18 protein-coding genes, 1 tRNA gene and 3 pseudogenes are annotated in these 25,094 nt (G+C 70.1%); 11 read left to right on the top strand and 11 right to left on the bottom strand.

Annotated elements, in window-relative coordinates; all coding sequences use genetic code 11:
- Positions 1–453 precede the first annotated feature (453 nt).
- The 3 genes and pseudogenes from QQY24_RS14240 to QQY24_RS14230 all read left to right on the top strand — a co-directional run bounded on the left by QQY24_RS14240 (position 454) and on the right by QQY24_RS14230 (position 2,694).
- Entirely contained in the window at positions 454–711 is a 258-nt protein-coding gene (locus QQY24_RS14240; RefSeq protein WP_301973059.1) for a helix-turn-helix domain-containing protein, read from the top strand.
- Between the two features lie 46 nt (positions 712–757).
- Positions 758–1,138: a helix-turn-helix domain-containing protein gene (locus tag QQY24_RS14235; RefSeq protein ID WP_301973058.1), complete on the top strand. Its 381-nt coding sequence runs from the start codon at positions 758–760 to the stop codon at positions 1,136–1,138.
- Positions 1,139–1,189: 51 nt separating this feature from the next.
- Positions 1,190–2,694 (top strand): annotated as a pseudogene (locus QQY24_RS14230) (LacI family DNA-binding transcriptional regulator).
- A gap of 51 nt (positions 2,695–2,745) precedes the next feature.
- On the opposite strand, the gene QQY24_RS14225 reads toward QQY24_RS14230, so the two are convergent.
- A complete protein-coding gene (locus QQY24_RS14225; RefSeq protein ID WP_301973057.1) occupies positions 2,746–3,621 on the bottom strand; it encodes a hypothetical protein in 876 nt (291 codons plus the stop codon).
- A gap of 581 nt (positions 3,622–4,202) precedes the next feature.
- Between QQY24_RS14225 and QQY24_RS14220 the strand changes: the two genes are divergently transcribed.
- Positions 4,203–4,349: a hypothetical protein gene (locus QQY24_RS14220; RefSeq protein ID WP_301973056.1), complete on the top strand. Its 147-nt coding sequence runs from the start codon at positions 4,203–4,205 to the stop codon at positions 4,347–4,349.
- A gap of 39 nt (positions 4,350–4,388) precedes the next feature.
- Here the strand turns inward: QQY24_RS14220 and QQY24_RS14215 are convergent, their stop codons facing one another.
- The 5 genes from QQY24_RS14215 to QQY24_RS14195 form a co-directional block, all read right to left on the bottom strand.
- Positions 4,389–5,228, bottom strand: a complete 840-nt coding sequence (locus QQY24_RS14215) for a hypothetical protein (protein WP_301973055.1) — start codon at positions 5,226–5,228, stop codon at positions 4,389–4,391.
- Positions 5,225–9,874: an AAA domain-containing protein gene (locus tag QQY24_RS14210; protein ID WP_301973054.1), complete on the bottom strand. Its 4,650-nt coding sequence runs from the start codon at positions 9,872–9,874 to the stop codon at positions 5,225–5,227. Before QQY24_RS14210 ends, QQY24_RS14215 begins: the two co-directional genes overlap by 4 nt.
- A 1,162-nt stretch (positions 9,875–11,036) precedes the next feature.
- Positions 11,037–11,110 (bottom strand) — tRNA-Pro (locus QQY24_RS14205).
- 66 nt (positions 11,111–11,176) lie between these two features.
- Positions 11,177–11,935: a Pr6Pr family membrane protein gene (locus tag QQY24_RS14200; protein WP_301973053.1), complete on the bottom strand. Its 759-nt coding sequence runs from the start codon at positions 11,933–11,935 to the stop codon at positions 11,177–11,179.
- 218 nt (positions 11,936–12,153) lie between these two features.
- The gene (locus QQY24_RS14195; RefSeq protein WP_301973052.1) at positions 12,154–13,095 is read right to left on the bottom strand and encodes a metallophosphoesterase; all 942 of its coding nucleotides are present in this window, start codon (positions 13,093–13,095) and stop codon (positions 12,154–12,156) included.
- Positions 13,096–13,189: 94 nt separating this feature from the next.
- On the opposite strand from QQY24_RS14195, the gene QQY24_RS14190 reads away from it, so the two are divergent.
- Entirely contained in the window at positions 13,190–13,657 is a 468-nt protein-coding gene (locus QQY24_RS14190; protein WP_301973051.1) for a GatB/YqeY domain-containing protein, read from the top strand.
- 186 nt (positions 13,658–13,843) lie between these two features.
- On the opposite strand, the pseudogene QQY24_RS14185 reads toward QQY24_RS14190, so the two are convergent.
- Positions 13,844–16,200 (bottom strand): annotated as a pseudogene (locus QQY24_RS14185) (transglycosylase domain-containing protein).
- A 542-nt stretch (positions 16,201–16,742) separates the two neighbouring features.
- Between QQY24_RS14185 and wblA the strand changes: the two are divergent.
- Positions 16,743–17,081, top strand: coding sequence for a transcriptional regulator WblA (wblA, locus tag QQY24_RS14180; protein ID WP_301973050.1), 339 nt, complete (start codon positions 16,743–16,745; stop codon positions 17,079–17,081).
- Positions 17,082–17,262: 181 nt separating this feature from the next.
- Here wblA and QQY24_RS14175 read toward each other — a convergent pair whose 3' ends face one another.
- Together QQY24_RS14175 and QQY24_RS14170 are read right to left on the bottom strand one after the other, a co-directional pair.
- Positions 17,263–18,615 (bottom strand): ArsA family ATPase, encoded by a 1,353-nt coding sequence (locus QQY24_RS14175; RefSeq protein ID WP_301973049.1) that lies wholly within the window; start codon positions 18,613–18,615, stop codon positions 17,263–17,265.
- Positions 18,612–19,589: an ArsA-related P-loop ATPase gene (locus QQY24_RS14170; RefSeq protein ID WP_301973048.1), complete on the bottom strand. Its 978-nt coding sequence runs from the start codon at positions 19,587–19,589 to the stop codon at positions 18,612–18,614. The genes QQY24_RS14175 and QQY24_RS14170 overlap by 4 nt, the downstream gene beginning before the upstream one ends.
- Positions 19,590–19,695: 106 nt before the next feature.
- On the opposite strand from QQY24_RS14170, the gene QQY24_RS14165 reads away from it, so the two are divergent.
- From QQY24_RS14165 to QQY24_RS14150, 4 genes are all read left to right on the top strand, one after another.
- The gene (locus QQY24_RS14165) at positions 19,696–19,857 is read left to right on the top strand and encodes a DUF4177 domain-containing protein (protein WP_003975360.1); all 162 of its coding nucleotides are present in this window, start codon (positions 19,696–19,698) and stop codon (positions 19,855–19,857) included.
- Entirely contained in the window at positions 19,854–20,318 is a 465-nt protein-coding gene (locus QQY24_RS14160; RefSeq protein WP_301973047.1) for a RidA family protein, read from the top strand. Before QQY24_RS14165 ends, QQY24_RS14160 begins: the two co-directional genes overlap by 4 nt.
- Positions 20,319–20,385: 67 nt before the next feature.
- Complete coding sequence (locus QQY24_RS14155; RefSeq protein ID WP_301973046.1) at positions 20,386–21,270, top strand: NUDIX hydrolase; 885 nt, start codon at positions 20,386–20,388, stop codon at positions 21,268–21,270.
- A complete protein-coding gene (locus tag QQY24_RS14150; RefSeq protein WP_301973045.1) occupies positions 21,267–22,097 on the top strand; it encodes an MBL fold metallo-hydrolase in 831 nt (276 codons plus the stop codon). The genes QQY24_RS14155 and QQY24_RS14150 overlap by 4 nt, the downstream gene beginning before the upstream one ends.
- Before the next feature lie 232 nt (positions 22,098–22,329).
- On the opposite strand, the pseudogene QQY24_RS14145 reads toward QQY24_RS14150, so the two are convergent.
- Positions 22,330–23,158 (bottom strand): annotated as a pseudogene (locus QQY24_RS14145) (nucleotidyltransferase).
- Positions 23,159–23,294: 136 nt separating this feature from the next.
- A complete protein-coding gene (locus QQY24_RS14140; protein WP_014674022.1) occupies positions 23,295–23,969 on the bottom strand; it encodes a Crp/Fnr family transcriptional regulator in 675 nt (224 codons plus the stop codon).
- Positions 23,970–24,242: 273 nt separating this feature from the next.
- Here QQY24_RS14140 and nth point away from each other — a divergent pair, with 273 nt between their 5' ends.
- On the top strand, positions 24,243–25,094 hold the full coding sequence (gene nth, locus QQY24_RS14135) for an endonuclease III (protein ID WP_301973044.1): 852 nt from the start codon (positions 24,243–24,245) through the stop codon (positions 25,092–25,094).

Raw genomic sequence — 25,094 nt, 5'->3', positions numbered from 1 at the left:
CGGGGGCGGGAGGAGCGTGAAGGGCGGGGAATGTCCGACCGTTGACGCGGGAGCGTTGATGGCCGCTCGCGCTTTCCGGGGCGGCGTCAACATAGCCACACCTCCGGCGCACAAGTCCAGCCCAATCCGGCGCAATCTCTCACGGCAGAAATGCCGCTGGAAATCGAGGCGGCGAGGGCGGTGCGAAAACGGTAGGGCACGATCGCCGGTTGACCAAATAGTTGCCCCGCGTGCCGAGCCAGAAGCATCACGTCGGGAAGCCGTTGACATCCCGCGAGCGGCGAAGATACAACACAACACCCCACGTCAACGACGGTCTTGACGTTGGGGAGTGTGCGGGGATCCGGCTGAATCGGAACACCCCGACCGCCTCGCTCGCCGGTTGAGCGCGGCGCAACATAGCCGACGATCGCCGGTTAACCAAACCGGCGAATGGACGCTACAACTGGAGCCATGGCAGCACGTTCTCTGGAAATAGGGCCCGCAGGAATCCTGGCGGCTCGCACCATCGAAGTTCTTCGCACGGAACGCGGGCTTGGCCAGCGCCAACTTGCCGCACGGTGCACCGCTTTGGGCCGTCCTATGTCCAACACGATGCTGTCCCGCATCGAACTCGCCAAGCAGCGATGCGATATCGACGACCTCGTCGCCATCGCAGAAGCCCTGCAGGTATCTCCCACCGCCCTCCTTCAGGGGCCGGGCGCCACTTGAGCCGCCTACACAGCCCTCCCTGACTTCCCGACCAGGAGCCGCCCCCTTGTACCGATTCACGCCCGCGCCCGTTCCCCACACGCCGTCCGAGGCCCCTCAGCCTCGTCTCTACCGCCCCGACGAGATCGCCGAGACCCTCGGTTGCTCCGCGTGGTGGGTCAAGGACCGAGCCCGACGCTGCCTGATACCGCACACCCGGGTCGGCCGTGCCTACCGATTCACAGCCGAGCACCTTGCCGAGATCATCCGTCTCCACGAGGAGCGGCCGGCCCAGCCTGCGCAGACAACCGGACGGGCGACCGAGCCGCTCTCCGAGCCCACTACGCAGACCGGCTCCAGGCAACCTCGCCGTCCTGCCGTCGCTCCGACGACCCGCCTACGCGCCCGCTCGCCGCGTCGACAGCAGCAGTACAGCGCTGTCGTGTGACCCGATCGAATCTGCCGTAGCCGAGGACAAGAAAGAAGGGGACAGCGGGACTTGGGTTTCGCGGAGAAGCGCGGAAACTACTGGCGCGGTCGGTACAAGGTCGCGCCCGGCAAGCACAACACGGTCGTCGACGAGAACGGAAGGCGATTAGGTTCGCCACCAAGGGCGAGGCCCAACGGGCGGCGGCCGAGGCCGAGAACAAGTACCGTCGCGGCGACTGGCGAGACCCGGCCCTCGGCCAGGAGACCTTCGGCGAGTACGCGAACCGCTGGTACGAGGCCCAGGACCTGGCTGCCTCCACCATGCAGAACTACAAGCGCCACATCGAGGAGCACCTGCTCCCCGACTTCGAGGACAAGGCGCTCGCCGGCATCCTGCGCACGGACGTCGACCTGTGGGAGAAGAAGGAGAAGGCCCTCTACGCGGCCTCCAGCGTCAAGACTTGGCGCTCGACGCTCCACCTGATCCTCGAGGACGCGATCGACGAGGGCCTGATCACGTCCAACCCAGCCGCTCGCCGGCGCGGACGCGGCAAACGCGCCGGCCGCTCCCGAGACCGTGGCCCCGAGAAGGTGGTCACCGACGCGCTCGGCATCCTGCTGACCGCCGAGCGCGCCGCCCTGCTCTCCGGCCGCGACGACGAGTTCGTCGCCGTGGTCCTCAAGGGGTACACCGGCATGCGCTGGGGCGAGATCGTCGGCCTGGAGACCGCGTTCGTCCGCCCTGGAGCCGTCCGGGTCGAGTGGCAGCTGTACGAGCTCGACACGGGGGAGCTGGTGCGCTGCCCGCCGAAGGACGACAGCTACCGCACCATCGACTCGATGGACTGGCTGTCCGCGCTCGTCGCCAACCACATCGCCCGCACGAAGCCCAAGCCGTGCCCCTGCCACGGCAAGACCTACGTCTTCCGAGGACAGGGCGCGGCCCGCACAGGGGGCCACCAAGGCGCGAAGCTCGTCGACGTCGCCCGTCGTGCCGGCGTCTCGACGGGCACGGCGTCCAACGTCCTCAACCATCCCGAACGCGTCGCCGAGGCCACGCGAGAGAAGGTCGCGCAGGCCATCGCGGACCTCCGGTTCGTGCGGGGCGGCGTCGTACCGGAGCATGCCGCCCACTGGCGCAGGAACGGTTTCGCCACCTGGCTGTTCACGCCGGCGGTCTCCGGCTGGTACCCGAAGAAGGCACCACAGGAGCCACGGCCGGTGCCCCTACTTGGCGAGCCGTGGCCCGGTGTCCCGGCACGGGGCCGGGGTGCCAGCGACCGGGCCGACGCCTGCTGGCTCCCGATAGCCAAGGGACTCACGCCCCACGGCCTTCGCCACACCCACCGGACGATGATAGAGGACCTCGGCACCGAGAAGGTGCTCATGGACGAACGGATGGGGCACATCGACGGCTCGGTCTCGGCGCGGTACGCCCACGTCACCCCAGGCATGCGCCGCCGCCTCATGGCTGGCCTGACCGAACAGTGGGAGGCGATGCTCGACGCGCGCCTGGCGATGTGTCCGGCATCGCCGGTACGGGCGCTCAACGATCTTCTGCGCGCACGCCGGTAGACCAAGGGCTGCTCGGGTTCACCCCCGAGCAGCCCTCAGCACACTATGCGCCTACAGCCAGGAGATCGTCTGTTCTTCCTCGCACGGCGTGCCCGACTCAGTCCATCGGTGCACGATCGTCCCCTGACGAGAGGTCCCCATATCGGAAGCGAGGAGGAAATCAACGAAAGACTTGGACGGGATGCGGTCGGCGGTCAGTTCGTCGAATACGTGCGGGTTGCGGCCCTCGCCGACGGGCTTCATCTCCAGGACGACGTTCTCGGCAGCGACGTCACCCAGATTCTCCACGCGCAGTCGCTCTCTCACACGCCGCATCCTGACCCGACCTTTGCTGTCCTGCTTGGGTTCGGTGTCCCACTGAAAGCTTGAGCGGAGGAGCGCACCCGTCCGTGGGCTTTCTGACGTGTCACTCTTTGGGGCGCCAGCCACATACGCATCGTGCTCCAGGCATGTCCGCACCTTTGCCTTGAGATCATCCGCCGATGCGTAGGTGCCAGTGAGGCCGTGCTCTTGGAGCTCCTTGCGGAACAAGTTCAGAGCAGCGAGCTGCTCCGGATCGTGATCACGCTGGATTGGCGCGTCGGAGAAGAAGACGTGGACAGCCGCACCGCGATCACGGGCTCTGAGGATCTCTTCGGCCGTACCGGAGACCGCGCGCTTCGTTGCCTGGCCGAGCCGGCTGTTGAACACCGCGATGACGATGTCCGCCTCGTCGGCGAACTGTGCGTTGATCACCTCCTGCGCGTCGCCCTGCCCGACCAGCGGCACTGCCCCCAGTTCCCATCGAAGAGGAAGGAGGTGGACCTTGCGCCGCATCGTGTGGTCGCTGTTCCAACTGCGGATGGAGTCCTCCACCACATCGCGATCAGGAGCGGTGTCGCCTGGGGAAGCGATGAGGACGCTCAGCGTCAGGGTCTGGATGGCCATGGCAGCAGGCTAACCACAGCTACCGACAGTCCATCCCGGACTGCGAGTCTCCATGGTTTGGGAGCCGGATCACCGAGTCGGCTTCCAAACGGCTCCCAAGACGGCCTGACAAGGATGAGGTTCGGGTGCTGATCTTGCCAGCCTGGATGGCGTCTGCCCTGGTCAGAGCGTCGGACTGTCGTGGTTTCGGGCGGTCTCGAAGGGGCTCGGGGAGCGGGTTGGTTCCCAGATGGCTCCCAAGGAGTCTTGCCGCCCACAGGGTGCTTACAGATGGGGTGGCATCGCAGTCAGCCAGCGGCTCTATGGGCGTCCGGGGCTCGGCGTCGAAGACTGTCGATGTAGTAGTCCGGACTGAGGACGCGGCGGTATCGCGGACGCCTCCCTGGGTTGATCTCCTCCACCGGTTTGGCGAGGCGCTCGGGGGTTCTTTCCTGACCATCCACTTGTGAGCACCCACTCGCTGTATGGCCTCACTGTCCAACCGGGCGTCGACCACGCGGCCCCGCGTATACAGCTTCCGCCTCAGCGGCCAACCAGGCTTCGCGCCCGAGTCCGTGCGCGGGTCTCCGGGTGAGCAGCGCGTGATGCTGCGCAAGGCGTTCGAGCTGGCCGAGCAAGACACGGGACTGACGATCCGCGAGCTGGCTGCGGAACTGGCATGGAAGCCAGCCCGTGTGCGGGAACTGCTGGGGATGCCGGACAGCCGCCCCGTGCTGAGTCTCGTCTGACGAGCCCAGCCCGGGGCGGGGATGGTGTGGTTGGCGTTGTCAGGCCGCCTTGGGCTGTGAGTCGGCCAGGTCGTTCAGGACCGCGTTGACCACAGGCCAACACATGTCCAGCGTGTCGCGGTCCGGGGTGTGCGCCTCTCGGATCTCGGCGCGCGGGTGGACGAAGTTGCGGTACTTGCGCAGCTCGTGGCAGAAGCGCTCCACATCGGCGCCGATCCAGCCCGCGTCATGGCAGATCTTGATCAGCGTGTCCAGATTCACGTGGTCCGGGGACTTGTTGCCGAGCAGTGACGCGCCCCGTTCCTGGACCACATGGACGAGGACGCCTTCCAAGAGGCTGCCGAGCATGATGATGGCAGCGACGTGGGCGCCGTTGGCGTAGCAGGTGCGTGCTTCGTCCAGGCGGTGCTGGAGGAGCCCGGCCATAGTCTGGTCGCTGATCAGGTCGGTCATGGCTGCTCTGAGCTCGACCGGGCCCTGGCTGCCCGGATGAGCGAGAGAGGGGTCGCAGGCGACCAGGCGGGGCCGGCCCCCGGGGTTCTCCAGGCGGGCGCCCTCGTGGATGAGGAAGGCGTTGACGGCGGAGATGACGGCAGGGAGCTGGTCCGGTTCATCGAGGTACTCGCGTGGGTCGGCGAGCCGAAGCAGGACCTTCTCCAGCTCCGTGGGGTCCTCTCGGCGCTCGGTGAGTCGGGCAAGGGTCCACTCCCTGCGGTACTCGCCGTCGTACTCAGGCACCCGCTGCCAGCCGGCGTGCTCCAGGAAGCGGGCGATCTCGTAACCCTTGCGGTAGTAGAGGTGCTCGTCGCCGCAGATGACGCGGGCCAGTTCCTCTAGGGTGTTGGCGTCCAGGATGCCGAGTGGGGACTGCGGAGTCATGCAGGGCCTTCCGTGCTGGTGCCGTCGGTTTCGTCGTCTCCGGTCATGTCGAGGGCAGCGACCGGATCAGTCGTGTCTGGGGTGTCGGGTGCGTCGGCTGAATCCTCGGCCAGCCCTTCGTCGGAGGAGAGGTCGAGCGGGGTCCACCGAGGAGTGCCAGATGCGGAGGGCGAGCGGGACTGGTCGTCGGCGCCGCCGAACGTGGCCGGATGGATCCCCAGCCGGTTCAGTTCTTCCCAAAGGCCGGACAGCGCTTCGTCGGGGTCGAATCGGAAGTCGCTCTCGCGGATGCGCCAGAACGTCCAGCCCACTCTTTGTAGTTCACGATCGCGCTGCTGGTCGCGCCGGATCTGCTCGGGTGTCGAGTGGTACCGCTCGCCGTCGCATTCCACGGCCAGGCACCCGCGTGCCCCTACGACGACAAGGTCGATGCGTTTGTTGCCCGCTGGGTACTGCGGGATGACGTGATAGCCGCGCTCCTTCAGACGTAGATAGACGTGCTGCTCGAAGAGTGATTCGAATGGTTTCTGCGGGATCTCACTCGACACCTCTCCGATGTCGGCGGAGCTGGCCAGTGCGGCGGGCGGGTTCTCCATATAAGCGAGCAGGTTGAACCGGAGGTCCTCCTTCTTCAAGCGGTCCGGGGGAACCGAGTAGAAGAGCCACATCTGGTCCTGGGCGCGGGATGCGGCGACGTTGTACGCCTGCCGTTCGCTGCGCGCGCCGCCCGCGATGCGCGGCGGGTCGGTCGCGACCATCGACAGCAGGATGACGTGGCGTTCGTCGCCCTGGAACGACGCGGGGTTGCCCACACGGATCTGGTGACGCTCGCGCACCGGCGCCGGGATACGCTCATTGATCAGCTGTTCCAGGAGCTTGACCTGGCCGACCGGACCCTGCAGAGCGATGATGCCCATGGTCTTGTCCCGGTAGGCGGGATCCTGCACGAGTCGGGCCAGGCAGTCGGCGATGGCCTCGGCTTCCTTGGGGTTGCGGAGCCGGCTGTCGCGGCCCTGGGTGACAGCCTCTTCGACGAACTGCGTCACGAGCGGATCAAGGCGCTCACCGCCGAATTGCCGCAGGGGTTGCAGTTTGTTGTTGTAGAAGGTCTGGGAGGACCAGCCGATGATCTCGGGCATGCACCGGAAGTGCTCCTCCAGCCGGATCACCTTCGGGAAGAATGTGGAGAGCAACTGGTAGAGGTTGGTGGCGGGGGTGTAGAGCTGGCGCAGCATGGGTGGCATGTCCGGCAGATGAGAGATGAGCCGGTCCTGGATCGCCTGAAGACGACCCATGCCGCTGACCGGGGGCGCGCACTGCTTGTCGTCCCCGACGACGATCACGCGGGGAGCGAGCCACAGTAGGAACAGCGCGTCCATGCCGGCCTGACTGGCCTCGTCGACGATGACGACGTCGAACGCGTCGCGCTTGGGCAGCACCAACTCGGCCACCTGAGAGATCGGCATGACCCACGCGGGTACGGCTCCTTGCGCCGTCCTCATGGCGTCGTGCGCCGCGGCACGGTACTTGCCCGCGTTGCGACCCTTGCCCTTGCCGTACGAGGCCATGTGGTTGCGGTACGCCTGGAGCGCTGACCGCTGCTCCTGTGTCATGCGCTGCAAGCAGTGCAGCCGACCCCAAGTGGCAGCGAGTTCACCGGTCAGGTCCTCCAGGTTCTTTTCGCACTGGGCCAGTTCCGCTTCAAGCTGACGCTCGCGGCCCGGGGTGCGCTGGCGGCGTACGAACGCGGAAGCCACAGCCCATGCCCACGCCTCGGCCAGCGAGTCCAGCCGCGCCTCCCAGGCAGGATCGTCGGGTGTCTGCGTCAGCTGGTCGGCGAGCAGGGGGTGTGCCCTGCGGACGCTGTCCAGGAGCACGGCGCACCGGCGGCGACGATGCTCCCGCCTATGTGCTTCCCGCAGCGCCTCCAGTTCCTTAGCGTAGCGGTCGATGTCCTGTTCTCGGATGGCCTGGGCGGCGGCCAGTGCTTCGGCGGAGGAGTGAGAACCCTCCACCGGCGTATGAAGCTGCTCCTCCCATGCGGCCAGCTGAGCCATGGCTTCATCGGCCGCCCGCCGACCGGAGAGGGCAGCCAGCGCGCTGGTGAAGTCCTGCCAGGCCGCGCGGGAAGTGAGGGCGATGTGCAGGCCGTGGCCTACGAGCAGTTCGTCGATGCGCTCGCGTGCAGCGCCGAACGCGTCGATGTGCTCCAGGCGTGCGAAAGCCTCGGCCAGAGAGGCCAGACGTAGCTCCACCGGCCCTTCCGGTATGGAGACCCCGGCCTGCGCCCACCGCTCCGCGAGTGTGGCGACAGCGGAGTGAGCGCGCACGCGGACGAGAACGGAGTCGAGATCCTCCAGTGTCTCGGGCGGGCGACCGTTTACGGTGCACGTATCGAGCAGCTCCTGAGCGGCCTTCTGCGCCTTCGACGCACGGAAGCTGCCGCGAGCGCGCAGCTTGCCACCCGAGGCGAGATGCTCGCGCAGCGCAGAGCCAGTCGCGACCATCGCATCGGCTCGCTCGACGGAGAGCTGCTCGGGCACGATGATGCGCTTAATTCCCTGCTCGTCAAACTGCCGGGACATGACGGCGAGGTGATCTGCCAATCCGGAGACTCGACGCCACAGGAGGAGGTTTTCGCGAGAGAGCCGGTCCGAGAGGGCCTTGGTGGTCCACTTGGCTGTATCCCACTGGTCGGCCGATGTCGGCAGACCGAGACGGTGCAGCGCCGTACGGCAGTCACCGGCGAGCGAGGTCAGTTCACCGGTGACGGACATGTCGAGCTGGGCGAGATCGTCACGAATGCCAGTCGCTTCCGAGGACAGGCCGTCATCGGTGATACGGCCGGCCGCGAGGGCTTGGGCCAGATCTTCGGGTGACGGCAGGCTGTCCGGATCCGGCAGAGTGCCACCCGCGCGCGGCTCAGCCGCTCCGTCACGCAGGAGGCTCAGCAGTTCCGCTGCCTGCGCGGGAGAGAGCGGGGGAATGGAGGGTGTCGGTCCTTCATCCGGAACCAGGCCGATCCAGGAGTGACGCGCGGCGTTGTCCTGGACGCGCTGCACTATTGCGGCAAGGGTGCCGGTGTATCCGGGCGCGATCTCCCGGTGACGGTAGACCTCGTTCTCCCGTAGCGCGATCACCTGCTCGGTGAGCGTGCTGATCCTTCCCCGCACCTCTTCACGGCGCGCGGTCAGTCGACGGATCTCGTCCTGAAGCTGCTCGGGATCACTGGCAGCGACCTGGTCAGTCAGGGCATTGATCGTGCGCTCCAGTTCATCCGCCCCGTCCTGCCGCGCGGAGCTGAGCAGGAGAACGCACAAGTCCCTCACAGCAGGCGGAAGTTTGTCTCGTAGAACCGTCAGAGCCTGATCGCGGGCACTGGTCACGAGAACCCGCTGTCCCTGTGCGAGCAGCGCGGAGACCAGGTTGGCGATCGTGTGTGTCTTGCCGGTCCCCGGCGGACCCTGCACCACTACACCTGTGTCGTGCTCCAGGCGCCTGAGCACACTCCGCTGTCGCTCGTTGGTCTTCCCAGGGAAGAGCGGGTCGTCCCCGAAGAGGGGTGGGATCTCGCGGTCACCCCAGTTCGCGCGCTCCTCCGGATCCAGTGTCATCACCAGCTGAGCGAGCCCCAGGGGAGCGTGCGCCTCGAAGGCCACACTGTCCGCGATTCGGTCGTAGAAGCTCAGCAAGGCGTTTCGGTCCCGCGGACGCAACACCAGGGCTGGAGCGTAGGTCAGTCGCGCGCCTGCCTCCGGCTCGCGTGGAGGCTGCCACTCGGCGCTGAACGCGACCGGACGCTGCAGCACTCGCTCCTGCCATTGGACCAACTGCTCCAGTGCCTCCGTGCCGAGCAGGTGCAGCGACTGGGAAGCTATCTCCTCCGCGAGCGCGGCCGAGCGCTCGGGAGCCCAGCCGTCATCGGTGTCGAGAAACGCCTGATCCTCGAGTCGCACCGCGCCTTCGGCCATGAGCCGCACTGTCAGCCGGGCGGTCTTGCGCTCAACCGACGTCTCAACCCGGTGAGTGAGCAGATGACGATGGACGGCGTCGCCGCGCGGATCACTCCACGTCAACAAGCCGGTCGCCAGGACGAGTTCGAGTTGGTCGTCCTGCTGGGTCAGCTTCTGGTGCCAGTGGTAGATCTGCTCGTACAACTCCCGAAGGGATCGCTCCGCACGCTCCCGCTCTGCCCACCGGCGCCAGCGGTCGAGCCACGGACCATAGGCCCGCAGCACTTCGGCTGCATCCTCTCGGCGGACGCTGTGGTCCTCCGCCTCCTCCCACCACTGACGGCCGTCCGCGGCTCGCACCAGCTCACGCCCCGGCCCTTCGAGTGCTAGCGGCGGATCACCGCCATCAGCGTCCTGGCACTGTTCCGCGGAAATCCATCCATCCAGCACCTCTGGCAGGGGCGGTGGTGCCGTCTGCGGCACGTGCTCGAGTGTGAGCAGCAAGCCGTCTACTCGAGCTGACGGGCGTCGTACGGAGGCGGGCAGGTTCGCCAGCCATATGCGCTCCCGTGAGCGGCGGTCGTCGCGTAGACGGTTATGGCTGCTCTGCACGACTTCTTTGAGGAAGCCCAGCAGCCCGGTGGTCTGTCCAATGACGTCAGGGTCGTTCGCGACACGTCGCGGCACGTTCACCTTGCTCCCCTCGGCTGATGGCGAACATTTCAGGATGAGGGTGCCAGGCAGGCAGGACAACGCGTCCCGGGAGAATGGCGTGATACGTGCGGCGCATAGGCCGGATCGGCAACACGCCAAAACGGTTGTGCTGGCAAGGATATGAACACCCGTTCTGCACAGGCTGGTTCCGAATCCACCGTGGTCGTTCTATCGAAGGGATCACATCGGCCACTGGCCCAACTGCGGCCCTTAACGAAGTCCACAGAGCTGCCGAGACTGCTGCTCAGGAAATGGCTAGGTTTGGGTGGCAGCACGGAAGCGGCGTCGATCCGCAGCGCGGAAGCACCGGGCGCAGCGCCTCAGGGAGGGCTTGATCGGTGCTGCGGACTGCCTCGTCCTGCTGGGCGTGTTCTGGCAGGCGATCTGGCGGTTCCTCGTCGGCGGGCTCGTTTCTCGTCGGGGGTGCCCTAGGAGGGTGGGGGCTATGGCGTACGACCCGATTGTTCAAAGGACGTGATCACTAGTGACGGCAGGCGGAGCCCTCAGGTCCGGTCACCGGTTCCTCGTCGAGGTGGACACGATGTCGGGAGGCGAGTCCGAGGACTTCGTCGCGGATCTGTGCCGACGGGATGGATGCACCGAAGTTCGCCGCGTGGAAGGCAGAGCTCCGCCGTGGTCCAGCTTGCCCGGTTGCGGAAGAAGGACTGCGAGCTGGCTGACCGGGGCGTCGAGGGTGGCCTGACGCTGGCCGGCGCATGGGCGGATCGCGTCGAGCCAGTCGAGGATGATAAGCGGCAACGCAGGGTGGCCACCTTCTGGACAGAAGAGCCGTCCCATAGCGAGGGGCATCCGGCTGGTTCATCAAGCAGCAGGCCACCCGGTTTCGCCTATGTGTTGCCCCCACCGTCGACACGCCTGGCCGACGCGAGAGTCCGCTCGCCCGACAAGCTGACAAGGGCCCACCCTTCGCTGCCGATCGCAGGCCCTGAGCCGGGGCTGGGAGCGTGTGCTCGCCCGCTTCCCCGTGATGAGCCGGACGCTGCCTCCGTGTGGACGAAACGGGAGCCGCCGGGAGCTGGATCCCGACCTCGGCTCCCAAGCGGCTCCCAAAACGACCCCAGGAACCACTCAGGGGCCTGATCCACTCGGTGGATCAGGCCCCTGACCTGGTACTTCACTGTCGGGGTGGCGGGATTTGAACCCACGACCTCTTCGTCCCGAACGAAGCGCGCTGCCAAGCTGCGCTACACCCCGATGTCGCTGCTTGTCGCGGCGACGTCGTTTACTTTAGCCCACCGGTGGCCGGAGACGAAATCCGATTCAGACGCGGCGGCGGAGCGGGGTCGGGCGGGCGTGGTCCAGGGCGACCAGGAGGATCGCCGTGCCGTAGACGGCGAGGCCCAGGAGGAGTGCGTCCGCGAGGGCGCCGCGGTAGCCGTGGGCGTCGGCGTCCAGGAAGGGGTAGAGGTGGCGGGCCGGTGCCGAAGCGGGCAGGACGGCCGCCCCGACGAGGGAGAAGGCCAGGTAGACCAAGGGGTACAGGAGCCACGTCGCTGCCTGGCGCAGGTGCAGGCGGGCGGCGGGGGTGAGGATCAGCCAGTCCAGGAGGACCGCCGCCGGGACCAGCGTGTGGAGGAGCTGGAGGGCCACCCACTGGCCGTGCCAGCGCTCGGGAGCCGTCGCCGCGCCGGTCATGGAGAACGGGGGCGTCGTGTGGGCCAGGAGCAACTGGTGGACCAGCGCCGTGACCACGGCGTAGAGGAGCGCGGCGCCGGTCACGGAGGCCGGCAGGGAGCGGCGGGCCCGCCAGGCCCTGGATGCCGACAGAAGCATGACGAGGGCCAGCAGGATGTTGGTCTGCACGCCGAAGTAGCTCAGGACCCGGGCCGGGGTGCCCAGGAGGAGTTCCAGGGCGACGGCGCCGGCCGCCGCCACGGCGGTCAGGAGGCGGAACAGGGCCGTCCCGGGGCAGCGGGCCGGTGCCACCACCGCCGTGGCCGGGACCGGTGCGGGCAGCAGGCGGGGCGGGGCCGGGACCGCGGGGAGGTCCGGGATGTCCCTGGGTATCGGGGCGGTCATGCCCTCACGCTAAGCAGGGAGGGCGAACGGGGCCATGCGGGGCACTCCGGGCGGGTTAATCTCCCCCCGGCCGGGTTTTCGTCCGGACTCCGGCAGGGGCTCCGGCCGGACCTCGGGCCGGGCTCCGGGCGGTCCCGCGGTCCGTCGCGCCGTCCCCGTGTCCGGTGCAGCTCCGAAGGCCCGTCGGGCTCCCGCCCCGGTGCCCCGCACCGGCGGGATTACGCCCCCGTGCCCCGCTCCCTTCCCACCAGCGTCAGCAGGGTCGCCTCCGGCGGGCAGGCGAAGCGGACCGGGGTGTAGCGGTTGGTGCCGCAGCCCGCCGAGACGTGCAGGTAGGAGGTGCGGCCCTCCGCCGTGTGCGTGGACAGGCCCTTCACCCGGTCGGTGTCCAGGTCGCAGTTGGTGACCAGGGCGCCGTGGAAGGGGATGCAGAGCTGGCCGCCGTGGGTGTGGCCGGCCAGGACCAGGGGGTAGTCGTCCGCCGTGAAGGCGTCCAGGACGCGCAGGTACGGCGCGTGGACCACGCCCATCGAGAAGTCGTGCGTCCCGGAGGGGCCGCCGGCCACCTGCGCGTAGCGGTCGCGCTTGATGTGGGGGTCGTCCAGGCCGGTCAGCTCGATGGACACGCCCTCGACCTTCAGGGCTCCCCTGGTGTTCGTCAGGTTCAGCCAGCCCGCCGCGTCGAACCCGTCCCTGAGGTCCTCCCAGGGGTTGTGGATCACGCCCACGGCCGGCGCGTTGCCGTTCAGGCCGTGCCGGCCGTTGGCCTTCTCCATCAGGTAGCGGGCCGGGTTGCGGAGCTTGGGGCCGTAGTAGTCGTTGGAGCCGAAGACGTAGGCGCCCGGGAACTCCAGCAGCGGGCCGAGGGCGTCGAGGACCTCGGGGACGCCCTCGGGGTCCGAGAGGTTGTCGCCCGTGTTGATCACGAAGTCGGGACGCAGCCCCGCCAGCGACCGCAGCCAGCGCTGCTTCTTGCGCTGGCCGCCGACCATGTGGATGTCGGAGACCTGCAACACGCGCAAGGGGCGTATGCCCGGCGGCAGGACGGGGACCGTCACCCGTCGCAGGCGGAAGGAGCGGGCCTCGAAGCCCGCCGCGTACGCCAGTCCGGCGGCGCCTGCCGCCATGATTCCCAGGGGTACTCCGTATCGCGCGCGCATGTGGCCATCGTGTCAGACCCCGGCACCCCGCCCAGACCCGGCCGCCGCCTAATACGCGGGCGTTCGGCCCCCCGCACCTGCGACAATCGACCCCATGACCACCACGCTCAAGTCGAAGCTGCAGGACGACCTCAACGCCGCCATCAAGGAGCGCGACGAGCTGCGCTCCTCGACGCTGCGGCTGACGCTCGCCGCGATCACCAAGGAGGAGGTCGCGGGCAAGCAGAAGCGGGAGCTGTCCGACGACGAGGTCCTCAAGGTGATCGCCAAGGAGGCCAAGAAGCGCCGTGAGGCGGCCGAGGCCTTCGCGCAGGGTGGTCGTGCCGAGTCGGCGGAGCGGGAGGAGGCGGAGGGCGAGGTGCTTGCCGCGTACCTGCCCAAGCAGATGTCCGACGAGGAACTGGACGCGATCGTCGCCCAGGCCGTCGAGGAGGCGAAGGCGGCCGGGGCCGAGGGGCCGCGGGCCATGGGCGCCGTCATGAAGATCGTGAACCCGAAGGTGGCCGGCCAGGCCGAGGGCGGCCGCGTCGCCGCCGCGGTGAGGAAGCTCCTCCAGGGCTGACGGACCGGCGGGCTCACGGCCTGCCGGTTTGCCGAGCTGCCGGTCCGCCGGGCTTCGAGTGTTCGCCCTCCGCTTACGGCAGCGCCTCCCCCTGCGGGGTGGCGCCCACCCTCCGGCGGCGGGGCCGCACCCCTCACCACTTCCAGGGGTGCGGCCCCGCCGCCGTCTCGGACGCGTCCTCGGCGCTCAGCCCCGCTGCCCGCCGTTTCCGTTCCTGTTCCCGCCGGTCCCGCCGTTCGTCTGGCCCGCGAAGAAGTCGCCGGGGAGGGAGAAGGTCGGCGTGGGGAAGCCGCCGCCGGTGGTGCCGTCGGTGCCCCCGGTGGTGTCACCGGTTGCGCCCCCGTCCGTCAGACCCCCGATCAGACCCCCGATCAGTCCCCCCGTGTTGCTCCCGTTGTCCCTGTTGCCCCCGCTGTCCCCGTTGTTCCCGTCGTCCGTCCCCCCTGGCCTTTTCCCCGGCCGTCCCCGTTGTCCTCGTCCGGGATGTCCACCAGGTGGAAGTCCGGGGCCTCCTTGCCCGACAGGGCGCCGGACATGGCGTCCTTCCAGATCGGGCCGGGGACCTCACCGCCGTAGACGAGCGGGCGGTAGACGCCGCCGATGGTGATGTCGATCATCTTCACGTTCTGCTTGGCGCTGCCGACCCAGACCGCGCCGGCCAGGTTGGGCGTGTAGCCGACGAACCAGGCGTTCTTGCGCTCGTCGGTCGTACCCGTCTTGCCGGCGCTCTCGCGGTCGCTCAGTCCCGCCTGCCGGCCGGTACCGGAGTCGACCACGCCGCGCAGGAGGGTGTTGACCGTGTCGGCGGTCCTCTCGCTCATGGCGCGCGAGCACGTCGACCTGGGTACCGGGACCGCCTTCTCCTCGTCACCGGACTTCTGGGTGATCGACTCGATGGCGACGGGCGTGCAGTACATGCCGCGGGAGGCGAAGGTGGCGTACGCGTTGGCCATGGTCAGCGGGGACAGGCCGATCGCGCCCAGGGCGATGGAGGGGGTCTCCGGGAGCTTGTCGCCGTTGCCCTGCACGACGTGCAGCGCGGCGGTCATCTTCTCCACCGGGCACAGGCCGATGTCGGAGATGAGCTGCACGAAGTAGGTGTTGACCGACTTGGCCATCGCCTCCTTCATGCGGTACGGACCCTGCTCCGACTCGCTCTCGTTCTCGACCTTCTCGCCGCTCCGGTTGGTCCACGGCGTGCTGCCGCAGGTCTGGACGGGGCTCGGGTAGTCCATCTGGTACGGCGACGAGTACTCCTGCGTCGCCTGCTTGCCGCCCTCGATCGCGGCGGCGGCCACGAACGGCTTGAACGTCGAACCCGTGGGGAAGCCGAAGTTGGAACCGCCCATGTCCCGGTTGACCGAGAAGTTGTACTCGGTCTCGTTGCTGCCGTAGCCGTAGGGCTTGGACTGGCCCATCGCCAGGATCCTGCCGGTGCCGGGCTCGACCAGGGTGGCGGCCGCGGCGACGCTGTCGGACTTGTTGACGTGGTTCTTCAGGGACGCCTGGACCGACCTCTGGGCCTGCGGGTCCAGCGTCGTGCGGATGGTCAGACCGCCCTTGTTCCAGACCTTGGCGCGCTCCTCGCGGGTCCTGCCGAAGGTCGGGTCGGTCAGGAAGACGTTCTCGACGTACTTGCAGAAGAACGCGGCGCCCTTGGTGGCGGTGATGCAGCCGTTCTCCGGCCGGCTCACGTGCAGTCCGAGCGGTTCCCGCTCGGCCCGGTCGGCCTCCGCCTGCGAGATGTCGCCGACCTCGGCCATGCGCTGCAGGACGGTGTTGCGGCGCTTGGTGGCCTCGGCCTCGTCGTTCACCGGGTCATAGCGGCTCGGGGACTGCACGATGCCGGCCAGCAGGGCGGCCTCCTGCAGGCTCAGGTCCTTGGCGTGCTTGGAGAAGTAGCGCTGGGAGGCGGCCTCGACGCCGTAGGCCTGCTCGCCGAAGAAGGTGATGTTCAGGTAGTTCTCGAGGATCTTCTTCTTGCCGAGCTTGTCCTCGATCTGGATCGCGTACTTCAGCTCGCGGACCTTGCGGCCGAGGGTCTGCTGGGTGGCCTGGGCGACCTTCGTGGGGTCGTCGCCGGCCTCCTCGATGAAGTAGTTCTTCACCAGCTGCTGGGTGAGCGTGGAGGCGCCCTGGGCGACCCCGCCGCTCTGCGCGTTCTTGTTCAGGGCGCGCAGCACGCCCTTGAGGTCGATGGCGCCGTGCTGGTAGAAGCGTGAGTCCTCGATCGCGACGATCGCCTTCTGCATGTACGGCGAGATCTGCTGGAGGTCGACCACCGTGCGGTCGCGCGAGTAGACGGTCGCGATCTGGTTGCCCCGGCTGTCCAGTATGGTCGTGCGCTGGCTGAGCTGGGGGCTCTTGAGGTTGGCCGGGATCTCGTCGAAGCCCTGCACCGAGCCCTTGGCCGCGAGGCCCAGCGCGCCGGCCGCGGGCAGCGCGATGCCCGCCATGACGGCTCCCGCGAGCACACTGACACCGAGGAACCTGCCGGCCTGCTGCGTTGGCGACAGACCACCGCCCGAGCGCTGTTTTGGCATGGGGGCAGCCTAATCCGTACCGATGGGCGTTCCGGGGGAACGCCTCCTCGCCGGGAGGATCCCGTGCCGGATCGTGACGTCCGCGCGCGCGGCGGCCGGCGGGCAGCGGTGCGCGGGAACGGGGTGTGGCGGCACGGCGTGACCTCCCTCCTCATTCGCCGGACAGACACAGAGGCGTTGGCCTAAGCTGCTCTCAATTGTCACAGCGGTGCGGTCATGCATTCCTATGCCCGGCGACCCCGAACCGTTCCGGAAGCACCCCCGTGCCTTGGCGGGGAGTGCGTCCGAATCCGCCCGGTGTGTCACCTGGTGTCCGGTGTAGTGCATCACAACCGTCCTGCTTCGCCGGGATGGTCACGTATGTCGCCAGCTCACTCCCGCGGGTGATCTGCCGCTTACCCATAGTCCGTTCGGGCCATTCAAGATTGGGCCCGAAGGGGGTGTTGCGCTGCCCTCGCCTTCCGTAACGTCCTCAACTGGCGGCGGTGAATATGCCGCTGCCGCCGTGGGGGAGCCTGGATTCGGGAGAGGACGGCGCCGGTATGGGCTGGGTAACCGACTGGAGTGCGCAGGCTGCCTGCCGCACTACCGATCCGGATGAACTGTTCGTTCAAGGAGCAGCGCAGAACAGGGCCAAGGCGGTGTGCACCGGATGCCCGGTACGCACCGAGTGCCTGGCCGACGCACTGGACAACCGCGTCGAGTTCGGCGTGTGGGGAGGCATGACGGAGCGGGAGCGCCGCGCGCTGCTGCGCCGGCGGCCCACCGTGACGTCCTGGCGCAGACTGCTGGAGACGGCCCGCTCGGAGTACGAGCGCGGCACCGGGATGGTGTCCCTCGACAGCGACGAGGTGTACGAGAACTACGCGGCGGTCGGCTGAGGGCACCGCCCTCTGCGGCACCGTCCGCCGGGCAGGTGACGCGGGCAGCGCGGCCGGTGGGGGCCGTGCCCGAAAGAACCGCGTGCGCCCGCGGGGAGCCGTGTGCGCCTCGGCGCCATCCGGGCCCGTCGGTGGATCGCTCACGCCCGCCGATGACTGCGCACGCCCGCGGGCGAACCGCTCACGGCCGTTTCGCGGGTCCCGCCGCGAGCCGGTCGCCGATGTCGCGCAGACCCGCGAGGTCGTGCACGTCACCGGGCAGTGCGGGCACCTCGACGACCGCCACCTCGGGGTGGCGGGCGGTGAAGCGGTCACGCGTGCGCTGCTCGCGCGCGAGCAGCCGCATGCGCTCGGCGTGCAGCCTCAGCAGACCCGCGGTGAGCAGGTCGACGGAACGCTCCGTCCCCGTGGCCGGGGAGCCGTCCGCGGCGGGGGGATCGCCCACGGCGGGGGAGCCGTCCTCGGGATCCGGTGTTCCGGGGATGGGGGATTCTGAACTTCCGTACCGTTCAGGAGAGTTACGAAGTCCTACTTTCCCGTCCCCCTGATCCACAATGCGGGACTCCTCAAGATTTTCCGCGGCGGCGAGCGCCCGCTCGGCCGACAGTCCGCCGGCGCCGCTGCCGTGCACCCGGTTGAGCACCAGACCCACCAGCGGCATGCGCTCCGCGGCCAGCCGTTGCACGAAGTACGCGGCCTCGCGCAGCGCGTCCCGCTCCGGCGCCGCCACCACCAGGAACGCCGTGCCGGGCGCCTGGAGCAACTTGTACGTGGCGTCCGCGCGCGTACGGAAACCGCCGAAGGTGGTGTCCATCGCGGCCACGAACGTCTGGACGTCCTTCAGCAGCTGTCCGCCCAGCAGCTTGCCGAGCGTGCCGGTCATCATTGACATGCCGACGTTCAGGAACGCCATCCCCGCTCGGCCGCCCAGCTTGGCGGGGGCGGTCAGCAGCCGGATCAGCCGGCCGTCCAGGAACGAGCCGAGCCGCTTGGGCGCGTCCAGGAAGTCCAGCGCCGACCGGGACGGCGGCGTGTCGACCACGATCAGGTCCCACTCGTCCCGCGCCCGCAACTGCCCCAGCTTCTCCATCGCCATGTACTCCTGCGTGCCCGCGAAGCCCGCCGAGAGTGACTGGTAGAAGGGGTTGGACAGGATCGCGGCGGCCCGGGCGGGATCCGCGTGCGCCTCGACGACCTCGTCGAAGGTGCGCTTCATGTCGAGCATCATGGCGTGCAGTTCGCCGTCGCCCTCGGTGCCCTTCACCCGGCGCGGCACGTTGTCCAGGGAGTCGATGCCCATCGACTGGGCCAGCCTGCGCGCCGGATCGATGGTGAGCACGACCACCTTGCGGCCCCGCTCGGCCGCCCGCAGCCCGAGGGCCGCCGCGGTCGTCGTCTTGCCGACACCGCCCGAGCCGCAGCACACCACGATCCGGGTCGAGGGGTCGTCCAGCAGCGGGTCGACGTCGAGCACGGGAGCGGACGACAGGTGCGGGCGTACGGCGTCCTGCGCCTCGGCCGGGTCCGGACTCATGACAACCCCTGCTTCCGCAGCTCGGTGGCGAGTTCGTACAGGCCCGCCAGGTCCATGCCCTCGGCGAGCAGCGGCAGCTCGTGCAGCGGCAGGCCCAGCTCACCGAGGGCCGCGCGCTGGTCCTGCTCCAGCGCGTGCCGCTCGGCGTACTCCTCGGCCTGCTCCAGCAGCGGGTCCACCAGCCGCTCCGCGTCGCCGCCGCGCCGTGCCCCGCCCAGACCGGCGGCGCCGAGCGACCGGGCGAGGGAGGAACGCTCCACGGCCCGCACGAGTTCCAGGTCGGTCTCGTCCAGCACCGCCGGGCGGACCATGTTCACGATGATCCGGCCCACCGGCAGCCGGACGGCCCGCAGTTCGGCGATGCCGTCGGCGGTCTCCTGGACGGGCATCTCCTCCAGCAGCGTCACCAGGTGCACCGCCGTCTGCGGCGACTTCAGCACCCGCATCACGGCCTGCGCCTGGTTGTGGACGGGCCCTATCCGCGCCAGGCCCGCCACCTCGTCGTTGACGTTCAGGAAGCGGGTGATGCGGCCGGTGGGCGGGGCGTCCATGACGACGTGGTCGTAGACGAAGCGCCCGGCCCGGTCCTTGCGGCGCACCGCCTCGCACGCCTTGCCGGTCAGCAGGACGTCCCTGAGCCCCGGCGCGACGGTGGTGGCGAAGTCTATGGCGCCGAGCTTCCTCAGGGCCCGGCCCGCCCCGCCGAGCTTGTAGAACATCTGGAGGTAGTCCAGCAGGGCCAGCTCCGGATCCATGGCGAGGGCGTGCACCTCCCCGCCCCCGGGAGCCACCGCGATCTTCCGTTCCTCGTAGGGCAGCGCCTCCGTTTCGAAGAGTTGTGCGATGCCCTGGCGACCCTCGACCTCCACGAGAAGCGTCCGCTTCCCCTCGGTCGCGAGGGCCAGCGCGAGTGCGGCGGCGACCGTCGTCTTTCCGGTCCCGCCCTTGCCGCTGACGACCTGGAGCCTGCTCACGTATTCGAGCCTAACCAGTCCGGCCGACGGCCGTGCGGCAGGCTGTGGACAACCGGGCCCGCGGTCGCCGCCGGAGCGGCGGACCGCAGCGGCTACAGTCGGCCGCATGACCAAGTGGGAATACGCAACCGTGCCGCTGCTCGTCCATGCCACGAAGCAGATCCTGGACACCTGGGGCGAGGACGGCTGGGAGCTCGTCCAGGTCGTGCCCGGGCCCAACAACCCCGAACAGCTCGTGGCCTACCTGAAGCGGGAGAAGCAGGCGTGAGCGCGGTCGAGGCCAGGCTGGCCGAACTGGGCCTGACCCTGCCGCAGGTCGTGCCGCCGCTGGCCGCGTACCAGCCGGCGGTGCGCTCCGGCGGGTACGTGTACACCTCCGGCCAGCTGCCGATGGTGGACGGCAGGCTGCCGGTCACCGGCAAGGTCGGCGCCGAGGTCACCGCGGAGGAGGCCAAGGACCTGGCCCGCACCTGCGCCCTGAACGCCCTGGCCGCCGTGAAGTCCGTCACCGGCGACCTGGACCGCATCGCGCGCGTGGTGAAGGTCGTCGGGTTCGTCGCCTCGGCCGCCGACTTCACCGGGCAGCCCGGCGTCGTCAACGGCGCCAGTGAACTGCTCGGCGAGGTGCTCGGCGACAAGGGCGTGCACGCCCGCAGCGCGGTGGGCGTCGCGGTGCTGCCGCTGGACGCGCCGGTGGAGGTCGAGATCCAGGTCGAGCTGGCCCCGTGACGCCCCGCGGTCCCGCTGACCTCGGGCACCTCTCGAACATTCGCCCTACACGGGATAGCCTCCGGCCATGGCGAATGGGCAGTGGTACCCCCCGGAGTGGCCGGACCGCATCCGCGCGCTCGCGGACGGCACCCTCACCCCCGTGACCCCCAGGCGCGCGGCCACGGTGCTGCTCCTGAAGGACACCCCGGACGGCCCGGTCGTCCACATGCTGCGCAGACGCGCCTCCATGGCCTTCGCCGGAGGCGCGTACGCGTATCCCGGCGGCGGGGTCGACCCGCGCGACGACGACCTCCCGGTGCGCTGGGCGGGTCCCTCGCGCGCGTGGTGGGCGCAGCGGCTCGGCACCGACGAGAGCGGCGCCCAGGCGATCGTCTGCGCGGCCGTGCGGGAGACGTACGAGGAGGCGGGCGTCCTGCTCGCCGGGCCCGGCACCGACGCGGTGGCCGGCGACACCACCGGTGCGGACTGGGAGGCCGACCGCGCCGCGCTGGTCGCGCGCGAGCTGTCCCTCGCCGAGTTCCTGGACCGCCGCGGCCTGGTGCTGCGCTCCGACCTGCTGGGCGCCTGGACCCGCTGGATCACCCCCGAGTTCGAGTCCCGCCGCTACGACACCTGGTTCTTCGTGGCCGCCCTGCCCGCGGGCCAGCGCACCCGCAACGCCTCCACGGAGGCCGACCGCACGGTGTGGATCCGCCCGCAGGACGCCGCCGCCGGCTACGACCGCGGCGACCTGCTGATGATGCCGCCCACCATCGCCACCCTGCGCCAGCTGCTGCCCTACGCCACCGCCGCCGAGGCGCTGGCCGCGGCGCCCGCGCGCGACATGACCCCGGTGCTCGCGAGCGCCCGCCTGCGGGACGGCGGGATCGAGCTGTCCTGGCCGGGGCACGAGGAGTTCACCCAGCACGTCCCGACCGCCCCGACGAGCGCCGGGGGAGGCCCCGCATGACCGATGCGGCAGCCCTGCCGGGCCGGCCCCGGGACGGAGCGCTCCGCGGCCCCGCCACCGAGCGCGCCGTCAACGTCCTGGCGCCCAACGCCTCCGCGATGACCCTGGACGGCACCAACACCTGGATCCTCGCCGAACCCGGCTCCGACCTGGCCGTCGTGGTCGACCCCGGTCCGCTGGACGACACCCACCTGCGCGCGGTCGTCGACACCGCCGAGCGGGCCGGCAGGAGGATCGCGCTCACCCTGCTCACCCACGGCCACCCCGACCACGCCGGGGGCGCCGCCCGCTTCGCCGAGCTGACCCGCACGCGCGTGCGCGCCCTCGACCCGGCGCTGCGGCTGGGCGACGAGGGGCTGGCCGCCGGGGACGTGATCACGGTCGGTGGCCTGGAACTGAGGGCCGTGCCGACCCCCGGGCACACCGGGGACTCGCTGAGCTTCCACCTCCCGGCGGACCGGGCCGTACTGACCGGCGACACTGTCCTCGGGCGCGGTACGACGGTCGTGGCGCACCCCGACGGCCGCCTGGGCGACTACCTGGACTCCCTGCGCCGCCTGCGGTCCCTGACCGTGGACGACGGCGTGCACACCGTCCTGCCCGGCCACGGCCCGGTCCTGGAGGACGCCCAGGGCGCGGTGGAGTTCTACCTCGCCCACCGCGCCCACCGCCTCGCCCAGGTCGAGACGGCCGTCGAGAACGGCCACCGCACCCCGGCCCAGGTCGTCGCCCACGTCTACGCGGACGTGGACCGCTCCCTGTGGCCGGCGGCCGAGCTGTCCGTACGCGCCCAGCTGGAGTACCTGAGCGAGCACGGACTGATCTAGGACCTCCCGTCCGGATCCTGCCGGGCTCGCGGGGGCCGGCCGGCCCGGACGAAGGGCCCTGGCCGCGCGGGGCCGCTTCCGCGCGGGCGCGCCGGACGGCCCCGCCGGACGGTCGAGACCGTCGGCGCCCCCGGGTCCCGGGCCCCCGTCCCCCGGCCGGAGTCGTGGGCCGCGGGGGCAGGGGGCGCGCGTCGGCCCCGGGCCGGGAGACGGACGGGGGGTGCTCCCGGTCTCATGGGCGCGGCGTCTTCACGCCGTGCACGCGGGCGTACTCCTCCGCCAGCCAGGGGCCCAGGTCGTCGACGTACGCGCGCAGGACGTCCGGGTCGCCGACGCGGGCTCGTGGCCGTACCGCGCCGCCGTGCGCAGGGGGCCGGCCCGCCGCGGGTAGTGGGCGCCGCAGACCTCGGCCATCTCGTGCAGGTCGCTCGTCCAGCCGTTCCAGCGGGGCATGACGAGGGTGAAGCCGGTGCGGACGAGGCGCCGGGACATGAAGCGCACGAGCGGCCGCCGGGCCTCCTCGGTGCCCTGCGCCCGCTCGATGCGCTCGCGCCAGCACGGCAGCAGCACCGCCAGGTCCCCGTTGGTCTCCCGGGCCAGCAGGGGGTCGGGACGGTAGCGGGGGAGGTGCCGGGCGAGGTCGTCGCCGAGCAGCGGGGTGCACAGGCAGCGACGAACCAGCCGAGGTCGTGCCGCTCCGCGTCGCTCAGCAGCCGCGCCCGGCCGAACAGCAGCGTGCCCACGCCGTCGATCTGCGGGAACTCCCCGTCCAGGGCCTCACCGAGGGCGCAGGCGGCTCCCCGGTCGGCGTCGGCCGGTTCCTCGTGCAGCGCGAGCAGCAGGTCCAGGTCGCTGCGCCCCGCGCGTGCGGTGCCGCGCGGGACCGATCCGTAGAGGTACGCGCTGTGCAGCCGCGTGCCGGACACCTCCGGCAGGCGTGCCCGGACGGCGGCGACGACCGGCCGGAAGGCGGGCGCCACCCGCGCGAGGGAGCCCTCGCGGGCGATGTGCCCCCCGGGATCGAGGCCCTTGCGCGCCCGCTCGGCCGGTACGCGCTTCATCCGGCCCCTCCGGTGGCCGCGCGGCGGGCCCGGCCGGCGTCCCGGCGGTGGCTCCGGCCGCCCTGGAACGGTGGTCCGGGAGCGGCGGCCGTCCGGGCGGTCACGGCGTCGGGGCGGGGCCGCGGGGAGACCGGGATCAGCGCGAGCGCTTGGCCAGCCTCTCCACGTCCAGCAGGATGACCGCCCGCGCCTCCAGCCGCAGCCACCCGCGCTGGGCGAAGTCCGCCAGCGCCTTGTTCACGGTCTCGCGCGAGGCACCGACCAGTTGGGCCAGCTCCTCCTGGGTGAGGTCGTGGACGACGTGGATGCCCTCCTCGGACTGCACGCCGAAACGGCGCGACAGGTCCAGCAGGGCCCGCGCGACCCGGCCGGGGACGTCGGAGAAGACCAGGTCGGACATGGCGTCGTTGGTCTTGCGCAGCCGGCGCGCGACGGCGCGCAGCAGGGCGCCGGCCACCTCGGGGCGCGCGTTCAGCCAGGGCTGGAGGTCGCCGTGGCCCAGCCCGAGCAGCTTGACCTCGGTCAGCGCGGTCGCGGTCGCCGTGCGCGGGCCCGGGTCGAACAGGGACAGCTCGCCGATCAGCTCGCCGGGGCCGACGACGGCGAGCATGTTCTCGCGGCCGTCGGGGGAGGTGCGGTGCAGCTTGACCTTGCCTTCGGTGACGACGTACAGCCGGTCGCCGGGGTCGCCCTCGTGGAACAGGGAGTCGCCGCGTGCGAGGGTCACCTCACTCATGGAGGCGCGAAGCTCCGCGGCCTGCTCGTCGTCGAGAGCCGCGAAGAGCGGGTTGCGCCGCAGAACGTCGTCCACGAGTTCTCTCCTTGTCGACCTGCTCAGGGGGCTTGCTCCCCCGTCTGCCAGGGGACCGTGTTCCCCATTGTGCCGGGCGGTCCAAACAGTGTGATCTGTCACAAGGATGCCGCACGGGTGTCCCGGGGTAAGCGGCAGGGGCCCGATCGGGCGCCGATCCTCCGGGTCCGGGGCGGATGCGGGTACCGGGCTCTAGGCTGGCCGGGTGCCCGAATCGCCGGTGAGAGCGCAGGCTTGGGAGGCCGGGCGGGGGATGCACGGAGTGTTTCCGCTATGGGCGAACAGGGCCCCGAAGGAAGTAATAAAAGGGTGAAATCCGACAAAAAGCTAACGGCTGAAGAAGTACCGGCCGCCGAATCCCGCACCGCCCTGGTGCGCCGCGCCCGCCGGATCAACCGCGAACTGGCCGAGGTCTATCCGTACGCCCACCCCGAGCTGGACTTCGAGAACCCCTTCCAGCTCCTGGTCGCCACGGTCCTGTCGGCCCAGACCACCGACCTGCGCGTCAACCAGACCACTCCGGCGCTCTTCGCCGCGTACCCCACGCCCGAGGACCTGGCCGCGGCCGACCCGGAGGAGGTCGAGGCGATCCTGCGCCCCTGCGGCTTCTTCCGCGCCAAGACCCGCTCGGTCATAGGGCTGTCCAAGGCCCTCGTCGAGGAGTTCGGCGGAGAGGTCCCCGGCCGGCTGGAGGACCTGGTCACGCTGCCCGGCGTCGGTCGCAAGACCGCCTTCGTCGTCCTCGGCAACGCCTTCGGGCGGCCCGGGATCACCGTGGACACGCACTTCCAGCGGCTCGTGCGGCGCTGGCGGTGGACCGGGGCGACCGATCCCGAGAAGATCGAGGCCGCCGTCAGCGCGCTCTTCCCCAAGAACGAGTGGACCGACCTGTCCCACCACGTGATCTGGCACGGTCGCCGCATCTGCCACGCCCGCAAGCCCGCCTGCGGCGCCTGCCCCATCGCCCCGCTCTGCCCGGCCTACGGCGAGGGCGAGACCGACCCGGAAAAGGCCGAGAAGCTCCTCAAGTACGAGAAGGGCGGCTTCCCGGGCCAGCGCCTCAACCCCCCGCAGGCCTACCTGGACGCCGGCGGCCGGCCCGCCCCGCCGCTCACGGCCGGATGA

The organism is Streptomyces sp. TG1A-8 (assembly GCF_030499535.1).
Taxonomy (GTDB): Bacteria; Actinomycetota; Actinomycetes; order Streptomycetales; family Streptomycetaceae; genus Streptomyces.
This window is presented reverse-complemented; position numbering and strand designations above follow the sequence as displayed.